This is a genomic window from Arthrobacter psychrolactophilus (assembly GCF_003219795.1).
GTDB classification, from domain to species: domain Bacteria; phylum Actinomycetota; class Actinomycetes; order Actinomycetales; family Micrococcaceae; genus Specibacter; species Specibacter psychrolactophilus.
Window position 1 is genome coordinate 1 of the sequence record NZ_QJVC01000007.1, and the last position, 15,236, is coordinate 15,236.

The 15,236-nt window shown below is 62.1% G+C and carries 15 protein-coding genes; 12 read left to right on the forward strand and 3 right to left on the reverse strand.

Annotated features, from left to right (window positions below):
• Nucleotides 1-379 precede the first annotated feature (379 nt).
• The 12 genes from CVS30_RS09310 to CVS30_RS09365 all read left to right on the forward strand — a co-directional run bounded on the left by CVS30_RS09310 (nucleotide 380) and on the right by CVS30_RS09365 (nucleotide 12,628).
• A complete protein-coding gene (locus CVS30_RS09310) occupies nucleotides 380-868 on the forward strand; it encodes an SRPBCC domain-containing protein (protein ID WP_110485066.1) in 489 nt (162 codons plus the stop codon).
• A gap of 104 nt (nucleotides 869-972) precedes the next feature.
• A complete protein-coding gene (locus tag CVS30_RS18140; RefSeq protein ID WP_220033904.1) occupies nucleotides 973-3,222 on the forward strand; it encodes a hypothetical protein in 2,250 nt (749 codons plus the stop codon).
• The gene (locus CVS30_RS09320; RefSeq protein WP_110485067.1) at nucleotides 3,212-4,222 is read left to right on the forward strand and encodes an HAD-IIA family hydrolase; all 1,011 of its coding nucleotides are present in this window, start codon (nucleotides 3,212-3,214) and stop codon (nucleotides 4,220-4,222) included. Before CVS30_RS18140 ends, CVS30_RS09320 begins: the two co-directional genes overlap by 11 nt.
• Entirely contained in the window at nucleotides 4,219-4,425 is a 207-nt protein-coding gene (locus tag CVS30_RS09325; protein ID WP_110485068.1) for a hypothetical protein, read from the forward strand. Before CVS30_RS09320 ends, CVS30_RS09325 begins: the two co-directional genes overlap by 4 nt.
• Nucleotides 4,422-5,246, forward strand: a complete 825-nt coding sequence (locus tag CVS30_RS09330; RefSeq protein WP_110485069.1) for a TlyA family RNA methyltransferase — start codon at nucleotides 4,422-4,424, stop codon at nucleotides 5,244-5,246. Before CVS30_RS09325 ends, CVS30_RS09330 begins: the two co-directional genes overlap by 4 nt.
• An 89-nt stretch (nucleotides 5,247-5,335) precedes the next feature.
• Nucleotides 5,336-6,409 (forward strand): NAD kinase, encoded by a 1,074-nt coding sequence (locus tag CVS30_RS09335; protein WP_110485070.1) that lies wholly within the window; start codon nucleotides 5,336-5,338, stop codon nucleotides 6,407-6,409.
• A complete protein-coding gene (gene recN, locus CVS30_RS09340) occupies nucleotides 6,406-8,133 on the forward strand; it encodes a DNA repair protein RecN (protein WP_110485071.1) in 1,728 nt (575 codons plus the stop codon). The genes CVS30_RS09335 and recN overlap by 4 nt, the downstream gene beginning before the upstream one ends.
• 60 nt (nucleotides 8,134-8,193) lie before the next feature.
• A complete protein-coding gene (gene pyrG / locus CVS30_RS09345; RefSeq protein ID WP_110485072.1) occupies nucleotides 8,194-9,900 on the forward strand; it encodes a CTP synthase in 1,707 nt (568 codons plus the stop codon).
• Nucleotides 9,901-9,960: 60 nt separating this feature from the next.
• On the forward strand, nucleotides 9,961-10,593 hold the full coding sequence (locus CVS30_RS09350) for an NUDIX domain-containing protein (protein WP_245934535.1): 633 nt from the start codon (nucleotides 9,961-9,963) through the stop codon (nucleotides 10,591-10,593).
• A 53-nt stretch (nucleotides 10,594-10,646) separates the two neighbouring features.
• Entirely contained in the window at nucleotides 10,647-11,576 is a 930-nt protein-coding gene (gene xerD, locus CVS30_RS09355; RefSeq protein WP_370800752.1) for a site-specific tyrosine recombinase XerD, read from the forward strand.
• A gap of 109 nt (nucleotides 11,577-11,685) precedes the next feature.
• Nucleotides 11,686-12,123, forward strand: coding sequence for a rhodanese-like domain-containing protein (locus CVS30_RS09360; protein WP_110485074.1), 438 nt, complete (start codon nucleotides 11,686-11,688; stop codon nucleotides 12,121-12,123).
• Nucleotides 12,116-12,628, forward strand: coding sequence for an 8-oxo-dGTP diphosphatase (locus tag CVS30_RS09365; protein WP_110485075.1), 513 nt, complete (start codon nucleotides 12,116-12,118; stop codon nucleotides 12,626-12,628). The genes CVS30_RS09360 and CVS30_RS09365 overlap by 8 nt, the downstream gene beginning before the upstream one ends.
• 20 nt (nucleotides 12,629-12,648) lie before the next feature.
• Here the strand turns inward: CVS30_RS09365 and CVS30_RS09370 are convergent, their stop codons facing one another.
• From CVS30_RS09370 to prpB, 3 genes are all read right to left on the reverse strand, one after another.
• Entirely contained in the window at nucleotides 12,649-12,978 is a 330-nt protein-coding gene (locus CVS30_RS09370; protein ID WP_110485076.1) for a cupin domain-containing protein, read from the reverse strand.
• A 155-nt stretch (nucleotides 12,979-13,133) separates the two neighbouring features.
• Nucleotides 13,134-14,273 (reverse strand): bifunctional 2-methylcitrate synthase/citrate synthase, encoded by a 1,140-nt coding sequence (locus CVS30_RS09375; protein ID WP_110485077.1) that lies wholly within the window; start codon nucleotides 14,271-14,273, stop codon nucleotides 13,134-13,136.
• A gap of 32 nt (nucleotides 14,274-14,305) precedes the next feature.
• A complete protein-coding gene (prpB, locus tag CVS30_RS09380) occupies nucleotides 14,306-15,235 on the reverse strand; it encodes a methylisocitrate lyase (RefSeq protein ID WP_110485078.1) in 930 nt (309 codons plus the stop codon).
• Nucleotide 15,236: the final 1 nt, after the last annotated feature.

A 15,236-nucleotide genomic window follows, 5' to 3' on the forward strand; every position in this document is an offset into this window, starting at 1 on the left:
TGGTACTGCATTCGTGAGGATGTGGGAGAGTAGGACACCGCCGGACAACACGTAACAAGGTCGAGGCCCCACACCACACGGTGCGGGGCCTCCCTTCATAGACAAACAAAAACGATAGCCACCCCACACCGGGGTGGCTATCGCCCTTTAACACCACCACCATCTTGGCCGGCCGTGAGTGAGGAGCAATTGGTCAAGGATCTTGAAGCTGATGCTGCTATTGAATGTGGGAAGAATCATTCGCTCAGAACGATCCTAAGCCAAGTGCTGGCACATTCCACGAGGTTTAGTAGGCGGAATGATAAAGACGTCGGCGCACTTTGGTCTTCATAATGATGGAGTTGGGGATAACTGGAATCGTGAGGGGTAGGGTTGCTAGATGCACAATCTTTTTTCACACGCTCATGAGCCTGACTATGTATCTCCTCCGTCAGTTGTACCGTACGAGGGTGCTGTAGTTCTCGATGTTCCCGAGCATCAGGCCTTTGATGGCTTCACCGATGCGGTTCATCTTTGGTGGCCAGTTTCTGAAATGAGTGTGTTCGGCGAGGGTAGCCATGTAGCTATCCTTCGCGATCACCTCGTAGAAGAGTCTGAAGATGGAGAAGAGATAATTTGGGCCGATGTTCAAGAGTGGGATTCGCCCGAATTCATCAGATTCCGTTGGACTCTCGGCCAGGAGGAATTTGGAACTTCTGACGTTGACATCCGATTTGAAGCAGTGGATGGTGGAATGACCCAGGTGACGATCAGTTGCGAGCGTGCTATGTCCTCTGAAAGTGACTCGGACAACGTCTTTGTTTGTGATTGGTCACTCATCTTGTCCAGATACGCCAGATTCATGGGTGGAGCGGCGAAGCTCGACTAGACTGGTAGATGGACCAATAGATCCAGAGATTTTTCGATAATCATCAATAGTGAAGAGCGGCTGTTACTGTGCCAGTTAGTGCGCTCGAAGGTTTAGGAGTCGACATGGCTGAGCAATACGACGGCAAGCGCGAGGACAATTCTCGCGGACGCGAAAACAAGGGTGGCAGCGATCGCCCCTACACGCAGCGTCCCCCCACCAACGACCGCCAGCCGGCGCGTCCGTACTCCGATCGCCCAGCGCGTTCCTTCGGTGACCGAGACAACCGCGGTGGCCAGGGTGGACAAGGCGGACGCCCCTCAGCTGAGCGTTCCTCACGTCCCGCCTATGGTAACCGTGATGATCGTCCGGCTCGTTCCGGTGGCGACCGTCCCTCATATGGTGACCGCGAAAACCGTGGAGCCGATCGCCCCATGGTTAACGGACGCCGTGAAGACCGCAAGCCGTTCGGCGAGCGTGGTGGCCGTCCCTCAGGCGATCGTCCGTCATACGGCGACCGCCCGGCACGCAGCAACGACCGCCCCGCATTCGGTGACCGTCCGGCACGTAGCAACGACCGCCCGTCATACGGCAGCCGTGACGATCGTGGCGCTCAGGGTGGCCGTCCCTCAGGCGATCGCCCGTCCTTCGGTGACCGCCCGGCACGCAGCAACGATCGCCCTTCATACGGCAGCCGTGACGACCGCGGCGCACAGGGTGGCCGTCCCTCAGGCGATCGCCCGTCATACGGTGACCGCCCGGCACGCAGCAACGATCGCCCTTCATACGGTGACCGCCCGGCACGCAGCAACGATCGCCCTTCATACGGCAGCCGTGACGACCGCGGCGCCCAGGGTGGCCGTTCATTCGGTGACCGCGACGCACGCCCCGCACGCAGCAACGACCGCCCTTCATACGGTGACCGCCCGGCACGCAGCAACGACCGCCCTTCATACGGTGACCGCCCGGCACGCAGCAACGACCGCCCGTCATACGGCAGCCGTGACGATCGTGGCGCTCAGGGTGGCCGTTCATTCGGTGACCGTGACTCGCGCCCTGCTCGTAGCAATGACCGTCCTTCCTACGGTGACCGCCCCGCCCGTAGCAACGACCGCCCCTATGGCAACCGCGATGACCGCGGTGCTCAGGGTGGCCGCCCGTCAGGCGATCGCCCGTCATACGGCAGCCGTGACGACCGTGGCGCACAGGGCGGCCGTTCATTCGGCGACCGCGACGCACGTCCGGCACGTAGCAACGATCGTCCGTCCTTCGGTGATCGTCCGGCCCGTAGCAATGATCGTCCGTCCTTCGGTGATCGTCCGGCACGTAGCAACGATCGCCCGGCCCGTGGCCGCGATGACCGTAGCTCCAGCACGGGTCCTCGCACGGCACCGGAGCGTAACGCTGCCGATCTGCGCAGCTCCAACCGCCCCGACCGCGAGCGTTCACCGGAAATCGATTCCGATGTAACGGGTCAGGAACTGGACAAGGTTACCCGCGCCCAGCTCCGCATCTTGGACGAGCGCAACAACGAGTGGGTTTCAAAGCACCTCGTGATGGCCGGCCGATTGATCGACTTCGTTCCGGAGGTTGCTTTCGAGCACGCCCTGGCTGCAAGCCGTCGCGGTGGCCGTTTGGCCTGTGTTCGTGAAGCTGTTGCTATGACGGCTTACGCCGCTGGCAAGTACGGTGAGGCTCTTCGCGAGCTGCGCACCTACCGCCGCATCAGTGGCTCGAACGTGCACCTGCCGCTCATGGCTGACTGCGAACGCGGTCTGGGCCGTCCGGACCGTGCGCTTGATCTGATCCAGTCAGAGGATGCCTCAACTCTGGACATGGCCGGCAAGGTCGAATTGGCCATTGTTGAATCAGGTGCCCGTGGCGACTTGGGCGAGATGGACGCAGCCCTGGCTGCCCTGGAGATCCCGCAGCTGGACATGAACCGCGCCTTCTCCTTCAGCCCGCGTCTGTTCCGTGCCTACGGCATGGTCCTGCGCGCCGCTGGTCGCAAGGATGAAGCCAAGGTCTGGGAACGTCAGGCATTGGTTGCCGAGGAAGCTCTCGGCATCGACGACACCACCGACCAGATCATCATGGATCTCGGCGATGACGACGATGTGCCCTTGGAATCCCCGCGTGTGCGCGTCTCCGACGTCATGGATGCACCTGTTGCCCCCGTGATGAACGACGACGACACCAAGGCTGCTGCCGAACTCACCTCGGGCGATGCTCAGGAAGCTGATGAGACGAACGTGGATGACGCAGAGTCCTCCTACTTCGAATCTGACGATGCCGAGTCCGACGCTGACAGCGCCGAAGAAGCTGACGCCTCGGAAGACGAGGATTCAGAGCAGCACAATCACAGTGACAACTAAAACGTTGCTGACTGATTTTGATGCCGTTCTGGCGGATCTGGACGGCGTAGTTTACGCCGGTCCGAACGCCATTCCCGGTGCGATCGAGGCATTGAACGCCCTTGCAGCGATCGATGTGAAGCTGGCGTACGTGACGAATAATGCCTCACGTACGCCAGCGCAGGTCGCGGCTCATCTACGCGAACTCGGTGCGCCCGCTGCCGATGATCAGGTTGTCAGCTCCGCCCAGGCAGGTGCTGCCCTTTTGGCACAGAAGTTCCCTGAGGGCAGCAAGGTGCTTGTCACCGGCAGCTCCGCTTTGGCACAGGAAGTCGAGAGTCTTGGCATGAAGGTTGTTGAAAGCGCCCTTGATGCCCCGGACGTTGTCATCCAAGGCTTTGATCCGACGTTGGGCTGGGCGGATTTGGCCGAAGCCTCCTACGCCATCAATGCCGGTGCGCTCTGGATCGCGACCAATACGGACATGACGATTCCGCGGGATCGTGGCATCGCCCCCGGTAACGGGAGCCTTGTCGCGGTGGTTCGTGCCGCCGTCGATCATGATCCTTTGGTGGCAGGCAAGCCCGAGGCGCCACTGTTCTACACGGCCGCCAACCGGCTTGGGGCCACGTCCCCGCTGGTGGTTGGCGACCGACTGGACACCGATATCTTGGGCGGCAACAACGCTGGCATGGCTACAGCGTTGGTCCTGACCGGTGTGGATTCGGGCGAAACCGCGTTGCGTGCCTGCACGGCGCAGCGTCCGGGATTCATCATCCCCACCCTGGCGGACTTCTTCCTCCCGTATCCGCAGATTAAGCACGACGGCGCGACGGTCACCTGTGGTGCCGCTGCTGCGACCGTCGAGCTTGCCGAATCGGGGGAGTCCATGGTGCATATCGCCGGAACTCCGGAGGATGTTGACGCTTGGCGGGCTGCCTGTGCCGCATGGTGGGCCGTGGTCCCGGACACCACGAGCGCAACGGATCCCATCCTTAGCTGGGGTTCCACGCTGCCATGAGTTTTCCACGTGAGTCCGAGGCAGGGACCTCAACGTCCCTGCCTACGGGCGATCATGCCGTCGACGCGTTAATCTCGACAGCCGCTCAGACGGCTCAATTGCCGGCTGATGAGCACAAAGCACTCTATTCTTCTGTCATTGCTGGGCTCGAACAAGAGCTCAACTCCGACCCCCACACGCAGCTGAGCGGAGCCGCTTCATGACCCGTCTTGATCAAGAACTCGTCAACCGAGGACTTGCACGTTCACGCACGGTCGCGGCAACCTTTATCAAGGCTGGCCGTGTCATCGTCGCAGGTACCTCCACTACCAAGTCCGCGCTAGCCGTGGATGCCGACAGCGTTATCGAGGTGCTCCCCGGACATGAAGAGGACTACGTCTCACGCGCCGGCCATAAACTTGCCGGCGCCCTCGCCCACTTTTCCCAGATCACCGTGGCAGGAAAACGCTGCCTCGACGCTGGGGCCTCAACCGGTGGATTTACCGACGTGCTCCTGCGAAAAGGTGCGGCCAGTGTTGCCGCCGTCGACGTGGGACATGACCAATTGGTGGACTCCCTGCGCCACGATCCGCGGGTAGAGGTCCACGAGGGCCTCAATATTCGTTTTATGCAGCCCGGCGATGTGGGCGCTCTCGCCGACCTCACCGTCTGCGACCTTTCCTTTATTTCCCTGACCAAGGTCATGGCCCCGCTGACTCTCGCCACCAAGCCCGGTGGTGAGCTGTTGCTCATGGTTAAACCGCAATTTGAGGTCGGCAAGGACAATTTGGCCCGCACCGGTGTTGTCAGTAGTGAGAATGAACGACGCCGGGCCGTCGCCTTGGTGGCCCATTCGGCGGTTGCCAACGGCCTCACCTTGGACGGGATTGGGACCAGCTCCCTGCCTGGCCAGGAGGGAAATGTTGAATATTTCTTGCTGGCTACCCGAACTGTGTCAGCCCCTGCGCATAAGATCAAAGAGCAGGATGGCATAGAAGAACAGGACAACGCGGTGGAGCGGCTCTTGAGTCAACTCTGGCCCTAAGCTTGCAAGAGGCGGCCCCGCCATGATGTCCTGCTAGCGGTGGATCGGCTTCCGGCAGATTCGCAACCAACATGATGAGGAAACAGCACATGACACGGCGCGTCTTGATTCTGGCCCACACTGGCCGAGAAGAATCGATGCTTGCAGCCCTTGAGGCGTGCGTTGAGCTTCATGCAAACAACATTGTCCCGGTCATGTACGCCGAAGAGTTAGCCGATATGACCGGCTACCTGGGCGTCTCCGGTGTCAGGATGGAAATCCTCGACAGGGACGTGACCCTGGCAGACATTGAGCTGGTCATGGTCCTGGGCGGCGATGGAACTATTCTGCGGGCCGCAGAGATTGTGCGCGATTACGATGTTCCCTTGCTCGGCGTGAACCTTGGCCATGTGGGCTTCCTGGCGGAAAGCGAACGCGAGGAACTCATTCAAACGGTTTCGGCCGTGGTGCAGCGCAGGTACTCCGTGGAGGAGCGCATGTGCCTAGACGTCCTGGTCAAGGTGGCCGGCAAGGTCGTGGCACATACCTGGGCACTCAATGAGGTGGCCCTGGAAAAAGGCAACCGCGAACGCATGATCGAGGTTGTCACCGAGGTTGATGGTCGCCCACTGACCTCCTTCGGCTGCGACGGCGTGGTCATGGCCACCCCCACAGGATCCACCGCCTACGCCTTTTCCGCCGGCGGCCCCGTGGTCTGGCCCGGTGTTGAGGCGTTGCTCATGGTTCCCATCAGCGCTCACGCTTTGTTCGCCAAGCCACTTGTCGTATCCCCGTCCTCCACCCTGGCCGTGGAAGTTCTGAGCCGCAACGGCGCCTACGGTGTCATCTGGTGTGATGGTCGGCGGACCGTGGATCTGTTGCCCGGGGCCCGCATCGAGGTCACCCGATCCACCAAACCGGTCAAACTCGCCAGGACCCAGCAGTCCACGTTCTCCGAACGCTTGGTGCGGAAGTTTGAGCTGCCCGTGCAAGGTTGGCGTGGCCCGGCCGTTGAGGTTTCGCAGACGCCCACCACCCAGCTGCCGATCATCAAGACCCCTAAGCCTAAAACCTCACTCGAGGGACCTCCGACGGGACCCGTCCCGCCGGTGCCAGACCTGAGAATCCCGCCGGAAAGCAGCTACTCCGGCACCACTGCCTTCTATGGGGAGGAGCGCCCATGATTGAAGAAATCCGCATCCGCGATCTGGGCGTCATCTCGGAATCAACCCTTCCGCTGGGTCCCGGGCTGAGCGTCGTCAGTGGTGAAACCGGCGCCGGTAAGACCATGGTCGTGACCGCCGTCGGGCTGTTGCTGGGCAATCGGGCCGATGCCGGAGCCGTCCGCAATGGCGCCAAGAATGCCTCGGCCGAGGCCACCTTGACGCTGCCCCAAGGACACCCGGCCCTGCAGCGCGCCCTCGAGGCCGGCGCCGACATTGACGAGTTCGACGGCGGAGCCCAACTGATCCTGGCGCGCACCGTGAGCGCCGATGGGCGCAGCCGCGCCCACGTGGGTGGTCGCAGTGCCCCCATCGGCGTCCTCAATGAGCTGGGGGAGGCCCTCGTGGCCGTGCACGGGCAGTCGGATCAGATCCGGCTCAAGAACCCGTCGGCGCAGCGAGAGGCGCTCGATAAATTTGCCGCCGAGGCCAACAAAGGATTCTCGGCAAAACTAGCCAGCTACCGTGGTGTCTTTAATCGGTGGCGTGCCGTTCAGGCCGAGCTTGCCGAGCTGCGCTCCGCGAGCCGGGAACGCCTGCGGGAGGCGGACTCCCTGACCACGGCGCTAGCCGAGATTGACGCCGTCGCACCTTTAGAGGCCGAGGATGAACTTCTCAAGGCGCAGGCCGTCAAGCTGGGCAATGTGGAGGAGCTGCGCAAGGCCACCTTGGGGGCGCACGAGGCCCTCAGCGCCGCCGACTATGGTGACGGCGTGGATGCGGCAGGTCTCGTGGACACGGCCAAACGGCTCGTGGAGAGCGTGGCAGATGCCGATGAGGAACTGACGCAAACCACCAAGCGGCTCTCCGAGGTGGGTTATCTCCTGGCCGATATTGCCCGGGACTTGGCCAGCTATGCCACCTCGCTGGATTCCGACGGCCCGGGACGCCTGTCCGAGGTCGAGGATCGTCGCGGGGAACTGGCTGTGCTCGTGCGCAAGTATGCGCCCACGATCGATGAGGTCATCGAGTGGGCAGATACGGCGCGAGTGCGGCTGACTGAGCTCAGCGATGACTCCGGACGGATCGAATCCCTCGAGGCCGAGGAGCTCGCCGCTCTCGCCGAGCTGGGAGTCTTGGCCGCCGAGGTGAGCGCCATGCGCCGCAAGGCCGCCGACAAGCTGGCCAAGGCCGTCAGCGCCGAGCTCAAGGCCCTGGCCATGCCCGACGCCAAGCTGGTCATCGAGATCAACACGGCAGAGCGCAGCATCCACGGCGAGGATGATATCGCCTTCCTGCTGGCTCCTCACGCAGGCGCCTCACCGCGCCCCCTGGGCAAGGGGGCCTCCGGTGGTGAGCTCTCACGCGTCATGCTGGCGCTGGAAGTCGTGCTGGCCGCCGTCGACCCTGTTCCAACCTTTGTCTTCGATGAAGTGGACTCGGGTGTCGGTGGCAAGGCCGCCGTGGAAATTGGGCGCCGCCTGGCGATGTTGGCCGAGCATGTGCAGGTTCTGGTCGTGACGCACCTGCCTCAGGTTGCGGCCTTCGCGGACCAACATATCCTCGTGACGAAGAGTTCTGTGAGTAAAAACTCAACAGGCATCACCACCAGTAATGTGCGGCTTTTGACGTACGAGGAACGGGTTGTGGAACTGGCCAGAATGCTTGCTGGACAGGAAGATTCCGCGACAGCACAGGCCCATGCCAAGGAATTACTGGCTCAAGGAGCACGTTCGCAGAAGTAGTTTTCGCAGTGGCATCGCAAAAATTAACCAACCGAGCAGGCACGAAAAATCGCTCATTAGATGATAGGCTCGAATTCCGTGGTGCAACGATCAAATTCCCGGTTCAGTGGTCAGTCCAAGACGACCAAACACATCTTCGTCACCGGCGGTGTCGCGTCCTCGCTCGGTAAGGGTCTGACGGCTTCCAGCCTCGGTCACCTGCTGCGTGCACGCGGCCTCTCGGTCACAATGCAAAAGCTCGATCCCTATCTCAACGTGGATCCAGGCACAATGAATCCCTTCCAGCACGGTGAAGTCTTCGTCACAGACGATGGCGCCGAAACCGACCTGGACATTGGTCACTACGAGCGCTTCCTCGACGAAAACCTGGAAGGCTCGGCCAACGTTACAACTGGCCAGGTTTACTCCACGGTGATCGCCAAGGAACGCCGTGGCGAATACTTGGGTGACACTGTGCAGGTAATCCCGCATATCACCGATGAAATCAAGCGTCGCATGCGTCTTCCTGCCGAAGGCGAGAACGCCCCCGACGTCATCATCACCGAAATTGGTGGCACCGTTGGTGACATCGAATCCCAGCCGTTCATGGAGTCCGCACGCCAGGTACGCCAGGACGTAGGACGCAGCAATGTGTTCTTCGCCCACGTTTCCCTGGTTCCGTACATCGGACCGTCCCAGGAACTGAAGACCAAGCCCACCCAGCACTCTGTTGCTGCGCTGCGCTCCTTGGGTATTCAGCCTGACGCCATCATCCTGCGTTCAGACCGCGTGCTGCCCGAAGCCATGATGGCCAAGATCGGCCGTGCCTGCGACGTTGATGTTGAGGCAGTTATCGGTTGCCCCGATGCTCCCAGCATCTACGACATCCCCAAGACCCTGCATGCGCAGGGCCTGGACTCCTACATCGTGCGTGCCCTGGGCCTCTCGTTCAAGGACGTTGACTGGACCAAGTGGGACAAGCTCCTCGAAGCCGTGCACAACCCCGCACACCACGTAGAGGTTGCGCTGGTCGGTAAGTACATCGACCTGCCGGATGCTTACCTCTCCGTCACCGAAGCCCTGCGCGCCGGTGGATTCGCCAATGAAACCCGTGTTAAGATCCGCTGGGTTCCCTCGGACGAATGCGCCACGGAGGCAGGTGCCAAGAAGTCCTTGGCTAATGTCGACGCGATCTGCGTTCCCGGTGGCTTCGGTATCCGTGGACTCGAAGGCAAGTTGGGCGCCCTGAAGTTCGCCCGCGAAAACCAGATCCCTACCTTGGGACTGTGCCTGGGTCTGCAGACCATGGTCATCGAATATGCACGCAACGTGGTTGGTTTGGAAGGCGCGTCCTCCTCGGAGTTCGACGACAACCCCACCTACCCCGTGATCGCCACGATGGAAGAGCAGCAGGACATCGTCGACGGCAAGGGCGACCTTGGCGGAACGATGCGTCTGGGCCTCTACCCGGCCGTGCTCACCGAGGGCTCGGTTATTGCTAAGACCTACGGCACCACGGACGTTTCCGAACGCCACCGTCACCGCTATGAGGTCAACAACAAGTACCGTGACCAGATCGCAACTGCAGGCTTGGTCTTCTCGGGTACCTCACCCGATGGCAAGCTTGTTGAATTTGTTGAGCTTCCTGCCGACGTTCACCCGTACTACGTCTCCACCCAGGCACACCCCGAACTGAGCTCGCGCCCCACTCGGCCGCACCCGCTCTTTGCCGGTCTGATTGCCGCGGCGCTGGATCGTCAGAACGCAACACGCCTGCTGGAGGTCTAAGTGAGCAGCCTTGGTACGCCGTATACTGGAGCGGGAACTGCACCAGTTGACTCACCGGTAGTGATTGCTGATGAGGAAAGCCTTCGAATTCTTCATTCGCAATCCACGGTGTACCAAGGCCGTATCTGGGACGTTGTCTCAGACACTTTTTCACTCACGAGTGAATCTGCCCCACTGACCCGGGATTACATTGCGCATCCCGGGGCAGTGGCGGTGGTCGTCCTCAACGAGAAAAACCAGGTGCTCCTGCTTCGGCAGTACCGGCACCCCGTCCAGATGAACCTGTGGGAAATTCCCGCCGGTCTGCTGGACATTGAAGGCGAAGATTATGTTGTGGGAGCGGCTCGCGAACTGGCTGAGGAAGCCGATCTCGCCGCCGCTCAATGGGACGTCCTGACGGACTTCTTTAATTCACCTGGCTCCTCCAGCGAGGCCATTCGGATCTACCTGGCCCGGGATATCTCCCTGGTTCCGGAAGATCAGCGGCATGTCCGCACCGAGGAAGAAGCCGAGATTCAATTCGCCTGGATTGACCTCGACGAGGCCGCCGCAGCCGTCCTCTCTGGACGCATTCATAACCCGTCCGCCGTCGTCGGTATTTTGGCCGCTGCTCAGGCGGTCCGAACTAACTTTGCGCAGTTGCGCCCCGGTTCCGCGCCGTGGCCCGAACACCCGGCCAACCGCCAGCAGTGACCACGGCAGCAGGGCCCGCCCCAGCGCCCACGGTACCCGGCACGAGGTCCCCTCTGAGCCGTGCCATCAGCGAGTATTTGCTTCACATGGGTGTTGAACGTGGCTTGGCCGCCAACACCTTGCAAGCCTACCGGCGAGACTTGGCGCGCTATGAAAAATTCCTTACGGCGGCCCATATTTCGGCCCCTTCGGCGATCACCCGGCACCACGTCAGTGCCTTCGCGCAGGCCCTCTCCGACGGGGCCGATGGGGGCTCGGTCCTAGGCGTGCGCTCCATGGCGCGCACCATCGTATCCGTGCGCGGCCTCCATAAATTTTGGGCTTTAGAAGGAGTCTGCGACGCCGACCCGGCCGCAGACATCCACCCGCCTCAGGCAGGCCGTCGTCTCCCCAAGGCCATCAGCGTGCACGAGGTGACGCGCATCCTTGAGGCTGCCGGATCCGACACTCCCGCCGGGCTGCGCGATGCGGCCATGCTGGAATTTCTATACTCCACGGGTGCTCGCATCAGCGAGGCCGTGGGCCTGGACGTGGACGATTTGGTCTTGCCCGATGCTCGGCAAGATGGGCCCTCGCTCGTGCGCCTCTTTGGTAAGGGCTCGAAGGAACGCATCGTCCCGATCGGCTCCTATGCTCTGCGCGCCCTCGACGCCTATCTGGTGCGGGGACGTCCGGCTCTTGTCGCCAAGGGTGGCGGAACCCCGGCGCTGTTCCTCAACGCCCGAGGCGGCCGCATCAGCCGCCAGAGCGTGTGGACCATTCTCAAAACCGTCGCCGAGCACGCCAAAGTTGAGGTGGAGGTCTCTCCTCACACGCTGCGTCACTCCTTTGCCACGCATCTGCTGGAAGGCGGCGCCGACGTGCGTGTCGTCCAGGAGCTGCTGGGCCATGCCTCGGTTACGACGACGCAGGTGTACACCCTCGTCACGGCAGATACGCTGCGCGAGGTCTACGCCGCCTCGCATCCCCGGGCCCTAGGCTAAACCGTCCCGCTCTTGATCCCTTCCAAAGCAGGACGCACTTTTTGAACCACAACACTCCAAAAACCTTGAGAATGGTCTAACAACTGCAGTCTCGAATTAAGGTGGAGAGATGAGCACGGCCAGTGAGTATTTCCGGAGCAAACTAGAGTTTGAGATTGACGTCATGGACGTCCACGAGCAGCTCCCCGATGAGCGCTTTGTCCTCGTCGACACGCGGCGCCATGCCTCGTGGGAGCACGGGCATGTCCCCGGCGCGCTGCATCTTCCCACGGCGTTCATCCCGCAGCAGGCCCATGTGTTAATTCCCGAGGGAACACCTGTTGTGGTGTACTCCTGGGGTCCGGGCTGCAATGGCAGCACCTTCGCTGCCCTGGCCTTTGCCGAGCTGGGATACCCCGTCAAGGAAATGATCGGCGGCATTGAATACTGGATCCGCAATGGCCTGGAGCTCGAGACGAGCGCCGGTGTCACGCAGGCGAGCACCGACCCGCTGGTCACCGCCGACCACGGCAATGCCATCCAGCCCGTATGCTCGACAGATGACTAAATCCGTCACCCTGTGTTTCCTCCTCCGCACCCACAACGGCCACCCGGAGGTGCTGCTCGGATTAAAGAAGACCGGATTTGGCGCGGGCAAGGTTGTGGGCATTGGCGGTCACGTAGAGCCGGGCGAAAGCGTCGTGGCGGCAATCTGCCGCGAGGTCGCCGAGGAAAGCAGCCTCACGATCGAGGCTATGGACCTCATTCCTGCCGGGTCCGTGGAATTCGTGTTCCCCGCCAAACCTGCCTGGGATATGTTCACCACAGTCTTCCTGTGCAATCGCTTTGGCGGCGTCGCCACCGAAAGCAGCGAGATTGCGCCCCGGTGGTACCGCGTGGATCAGCTGCCCCTGACACAGATGTGGGCGGACGCCAGCCATTGGCTTCCCGCATTTTTGGCAGGGGAGCGCGGCCATTGGCGCGTGGTCCTCAACGACGACGATGAAACCGTCGCCACCAGCACCCACACCCCGCCGCGCGAGCGCCGCCTGGTGGAGGAGTCCGGCAGCTGAATCCGCAGCGGTCGCGGCGACTAGACTTTCGCGACCGTCAACAGGAACGCACAGTCCTCCAGCGCCTGCACTGAGTGCCGAACAAGCGGCACCACCAGATGATCGCCGGGGGAGCCCTCCCACGACACCTCGCCAGCCTTGAGGACCAGCTTGCCGCTGAGCACCTGCACCGTGGCCTCGCCGGGATTCTCATGCTCGGCCAAGGCGCTTCCCGCGGTCAGGGCCACGACGGTTTGCCGCAGCACCCGCTCATGCCCGCCGTAGACCGTCCTGGCGCTGCGCCCACTGCTCGTCAGGTGCGCATCGGCCAGAAGTTCCCGGGCCAGCGCTACCAATGATGACTTTTCCACGATGCTCCCTTGCCCGTGCCACCTGCTTAGTCCCCTCACCGTACCTCAGTGCAGTGTGCGCTGGCCTTAACCGCCCGACGGCGGGAGCCCACCTTCCGCTGGAAAGTGGGCTCCCGCCGTCGGGCCTCTTGCGGAGACGATCCGCCGAAAGTGAACTAGCCCAGGTGGCGCTCGGCAACACCGTTGTAAGCGCTGAGCGGGCGGATAAGCGAGTTCGAGGCGCGCTGTTCCATAATGTGCGCGGTCCAGCCCGTGATGCGTGAGGCGATGAAGATCGGCGTGAACATATCCGTGTCGAAACCCATGAGGTGATAGGTGGGGCCGGCCGGGTAGTCAAGATTCGGCTTGATGGCCTTCGCCTCGTCCATGGCCTGCTCGAGCCCGTCGTACAGGCCCATCATCTCGGGGCGCTCGTAATGCGCGATCATGCGCTCGAGGGCACCCTTCATGGTGGGCACGCGGGAATCGCCGTGCTTGTACACGCGGTGCCCGAAGCCCATGACCTTTTTCTTGGCGGCCAGTGCGTCCTCCATCCACGCCTTGGCGCGGGCGGCGGCCTCTTCACGGGACTCATCGGCACGGATGCCGATCTCCGTGAAGGTGTGCATGACGGCCTCGTTGGCACCGCCATGCAATGGACCCTTCAGCGCGCCGATGGCACCGGTGACAGCCGAGTGCAGGTCCGAGAGCGTCGAGGTGATGACGCGGGCCGTGAACGTCGAGGCGTTGAAGGAGTGCTCGGCGTACAGCACCATGGAGACGCGGAAGGCATCCACGACCTCCGGGGCTGCCTCCTCGCCGAAGGTCATCCACAGGAAGTTCGCCGAGTAGTCCAGATCGTCCCGGGGGTCCACTGCTTCCAAACCACGACGGCGGCGCTGGTCATAGGCGACCACGGCAGGGAACTGGGCAAAGAGTGACTTGGCCTTGTCCAGTTCCGCCCCGGGAGAAGAATCGCTAGCCAGGGGGTGGTTGGCGCCCAGCACCGAAACGGCGGTGCGGCCAACGTCCATCGGGTGGCAATCCAACGGCAATAGATCAATCGCGGCCCGAACGTTGGCATCCAGTGCACGGTTGCTGCGTTCGAAGGCCTCAAAGAGGCTCAGCTCATCCGGCGACGGGAGCTCCCCGGTCCACAGGAGTAGCGCAACCTCTTCAAAGGACTTTTGGGCAGCCAGTTCCTGAACGGGATAACCGCGGTACAGCAGTGAATTGCTCTCGGGGTTGACCTTGGAGACGGCGGTGTAGTCGGCGACGACTCCGGCAAGACCCTTGCGTACTTCTTCTTCACTCACGGTGGTACTCCTTCTTCAAAAGAATTTGTTGCCTAAAGGTTTGAGCTGTTACTTTCGATGTCCAAGCCGGGCACCTGGAAGTTAAAGATTCCCGTGTCGAATTGGTTGTAGGCCTCATAGTCAACTAATTCATAGAGCCGGGCCCGGGTCAACATCTCCGGCACGGCGGCTTCCTGTGTTCCGTCGGCGTTGATGGCGTCCAAGACACGCTCGGCCGCCCCCATGGCGCTGCGCAGCAACGTCACGGGGTAGATGATCATGGCCACGCCAGCGGCGGCCAAAGCATCGCGGGTGAAGAGCTCGCTCTTGCCAAACTCCGTCATATTCGCCAGGACCGGCACGTTGACGGCCTTGCAGACGGCCTCAAACTCGGCCACGGACTTCATGGCCTCGGGGAAGATGGCGTCAGCGCCGGCGTCGACTAGGGCCTTGGCCCGGTTGATCGCGGCGTCGAGGCCTTCCACGGCACGGATGTCAGTACGGGCCATGATGAGGAAGTTCTCATCCCGGCGGGCATCGGCGGCGGCGGCAATGCGCTTGACCGCGGTGTCTAGATCAACCATGTTCTTGCCGTCTAGGTGGCCACAGCGCTTGGGGTTGAACTGGTCCTCAATGTGGCAACCGGCCAGCCCCGCGTTCTCCAGCTCCTGAATGGTGCGGGCCACGTTCATGGGCTCACCGAAACCGGTGTCGGCGTCGATGAGGCACGGCAGATCCGTCATGCGGGCAATCTGCCCGCCGCGTGCGGCCACCTCGGTCAGCGTGGTCATGCCAATGTCCGGCAGGCCCAGATCGTTGGCGAGGACCGCGCCGGAGATGTAGACGCCGTCGAACGTCTTTTCCTCAATGAGGCGCGCCGAGAGCGGGTTGAAGGCTCCGGGGAACTGTACGGCTGCGCCGGGAACCAGCATGGCCCGCAGATCGCGGCGCTTCTGCTCGGGAGTTTTCTTGGAGTACAACATG

What these genes read in the sequence shown, in the direction of transcription:
- CVS30_RS09325 (WP_110485068.1), top strand. Translation starts at nt 4,219, where the DNA reads ATGAGTTTTCCACGTGAGTCCGAGGCAGGGACCTCAACGTCCCTGCCT.
- CVS30_RS09365 (WP_110485075.1), top strand. Translation starts at nt 12,116, where the DNA reads ATGACTAAATCCGTCACCCTGTGTTTCCTCCTCCGCACCCACAACGGC.
- recN (WP_110485071.1), top strand. Translation starts at nt 6,406, where the DNA reads ATGATTGAAGAAATCCGCATCCGCGATCTGGGCGTCATCTCGGAATCA.
- CVS30_RS09335 (WP_110485070.1), top strand. Translation starts at nt 5,336, where the DNA reads ATGACACGGCGCGTCTTGATTCTGGCCCACACTGGCCGAGAAGAATCG.
- CVS30_RS09360 (WP_110485074.1), top strand. Translation starts at nt 11,686, where the DNA reads ATGAGCACGGCCAGTGAGTATTTCCGGAGCAAACTAGAGTTTGAGATT.
- pyrG (WP_110485072.1), top strand. Translation starts at nt 8,194, where the DNA reads ATGATAGGCTCGAATTCCGTGGTGCAACGATCAAATTCCCGGTTCAGT.
- CVS30_RS09330 (WP_110485069.1), top strand. Translation starts at nt 4,422, where the DNA reads ATGACCCGTCTTGATCAAGAACTCGTCAACCGAGGACTTGCACGTTCA.
- CVS30_RS18140 (WP_220033904.1), top strand. Translation starts at nt 973, where the DNA reads ATGGCTGAGCAATACGACGGCAAGCGCGAGGACAATTCTCGCGGACGC.
- prpB (WP_110485078.1), bottom strand. Translation starts at nt 15,235, where the DNA reads ATGTTGTACTCCAAGAAAACTCCCGAGCAGAAGCGCCGCGATCTGCGG.
- CVS30_RS09310 (WP_110485066.1), top strand. Translation starts at nt 380, where the DNA reads ATGCACAATCTTTTTTCACACGCTCATGAGCCTGACTATGTATCTCCT.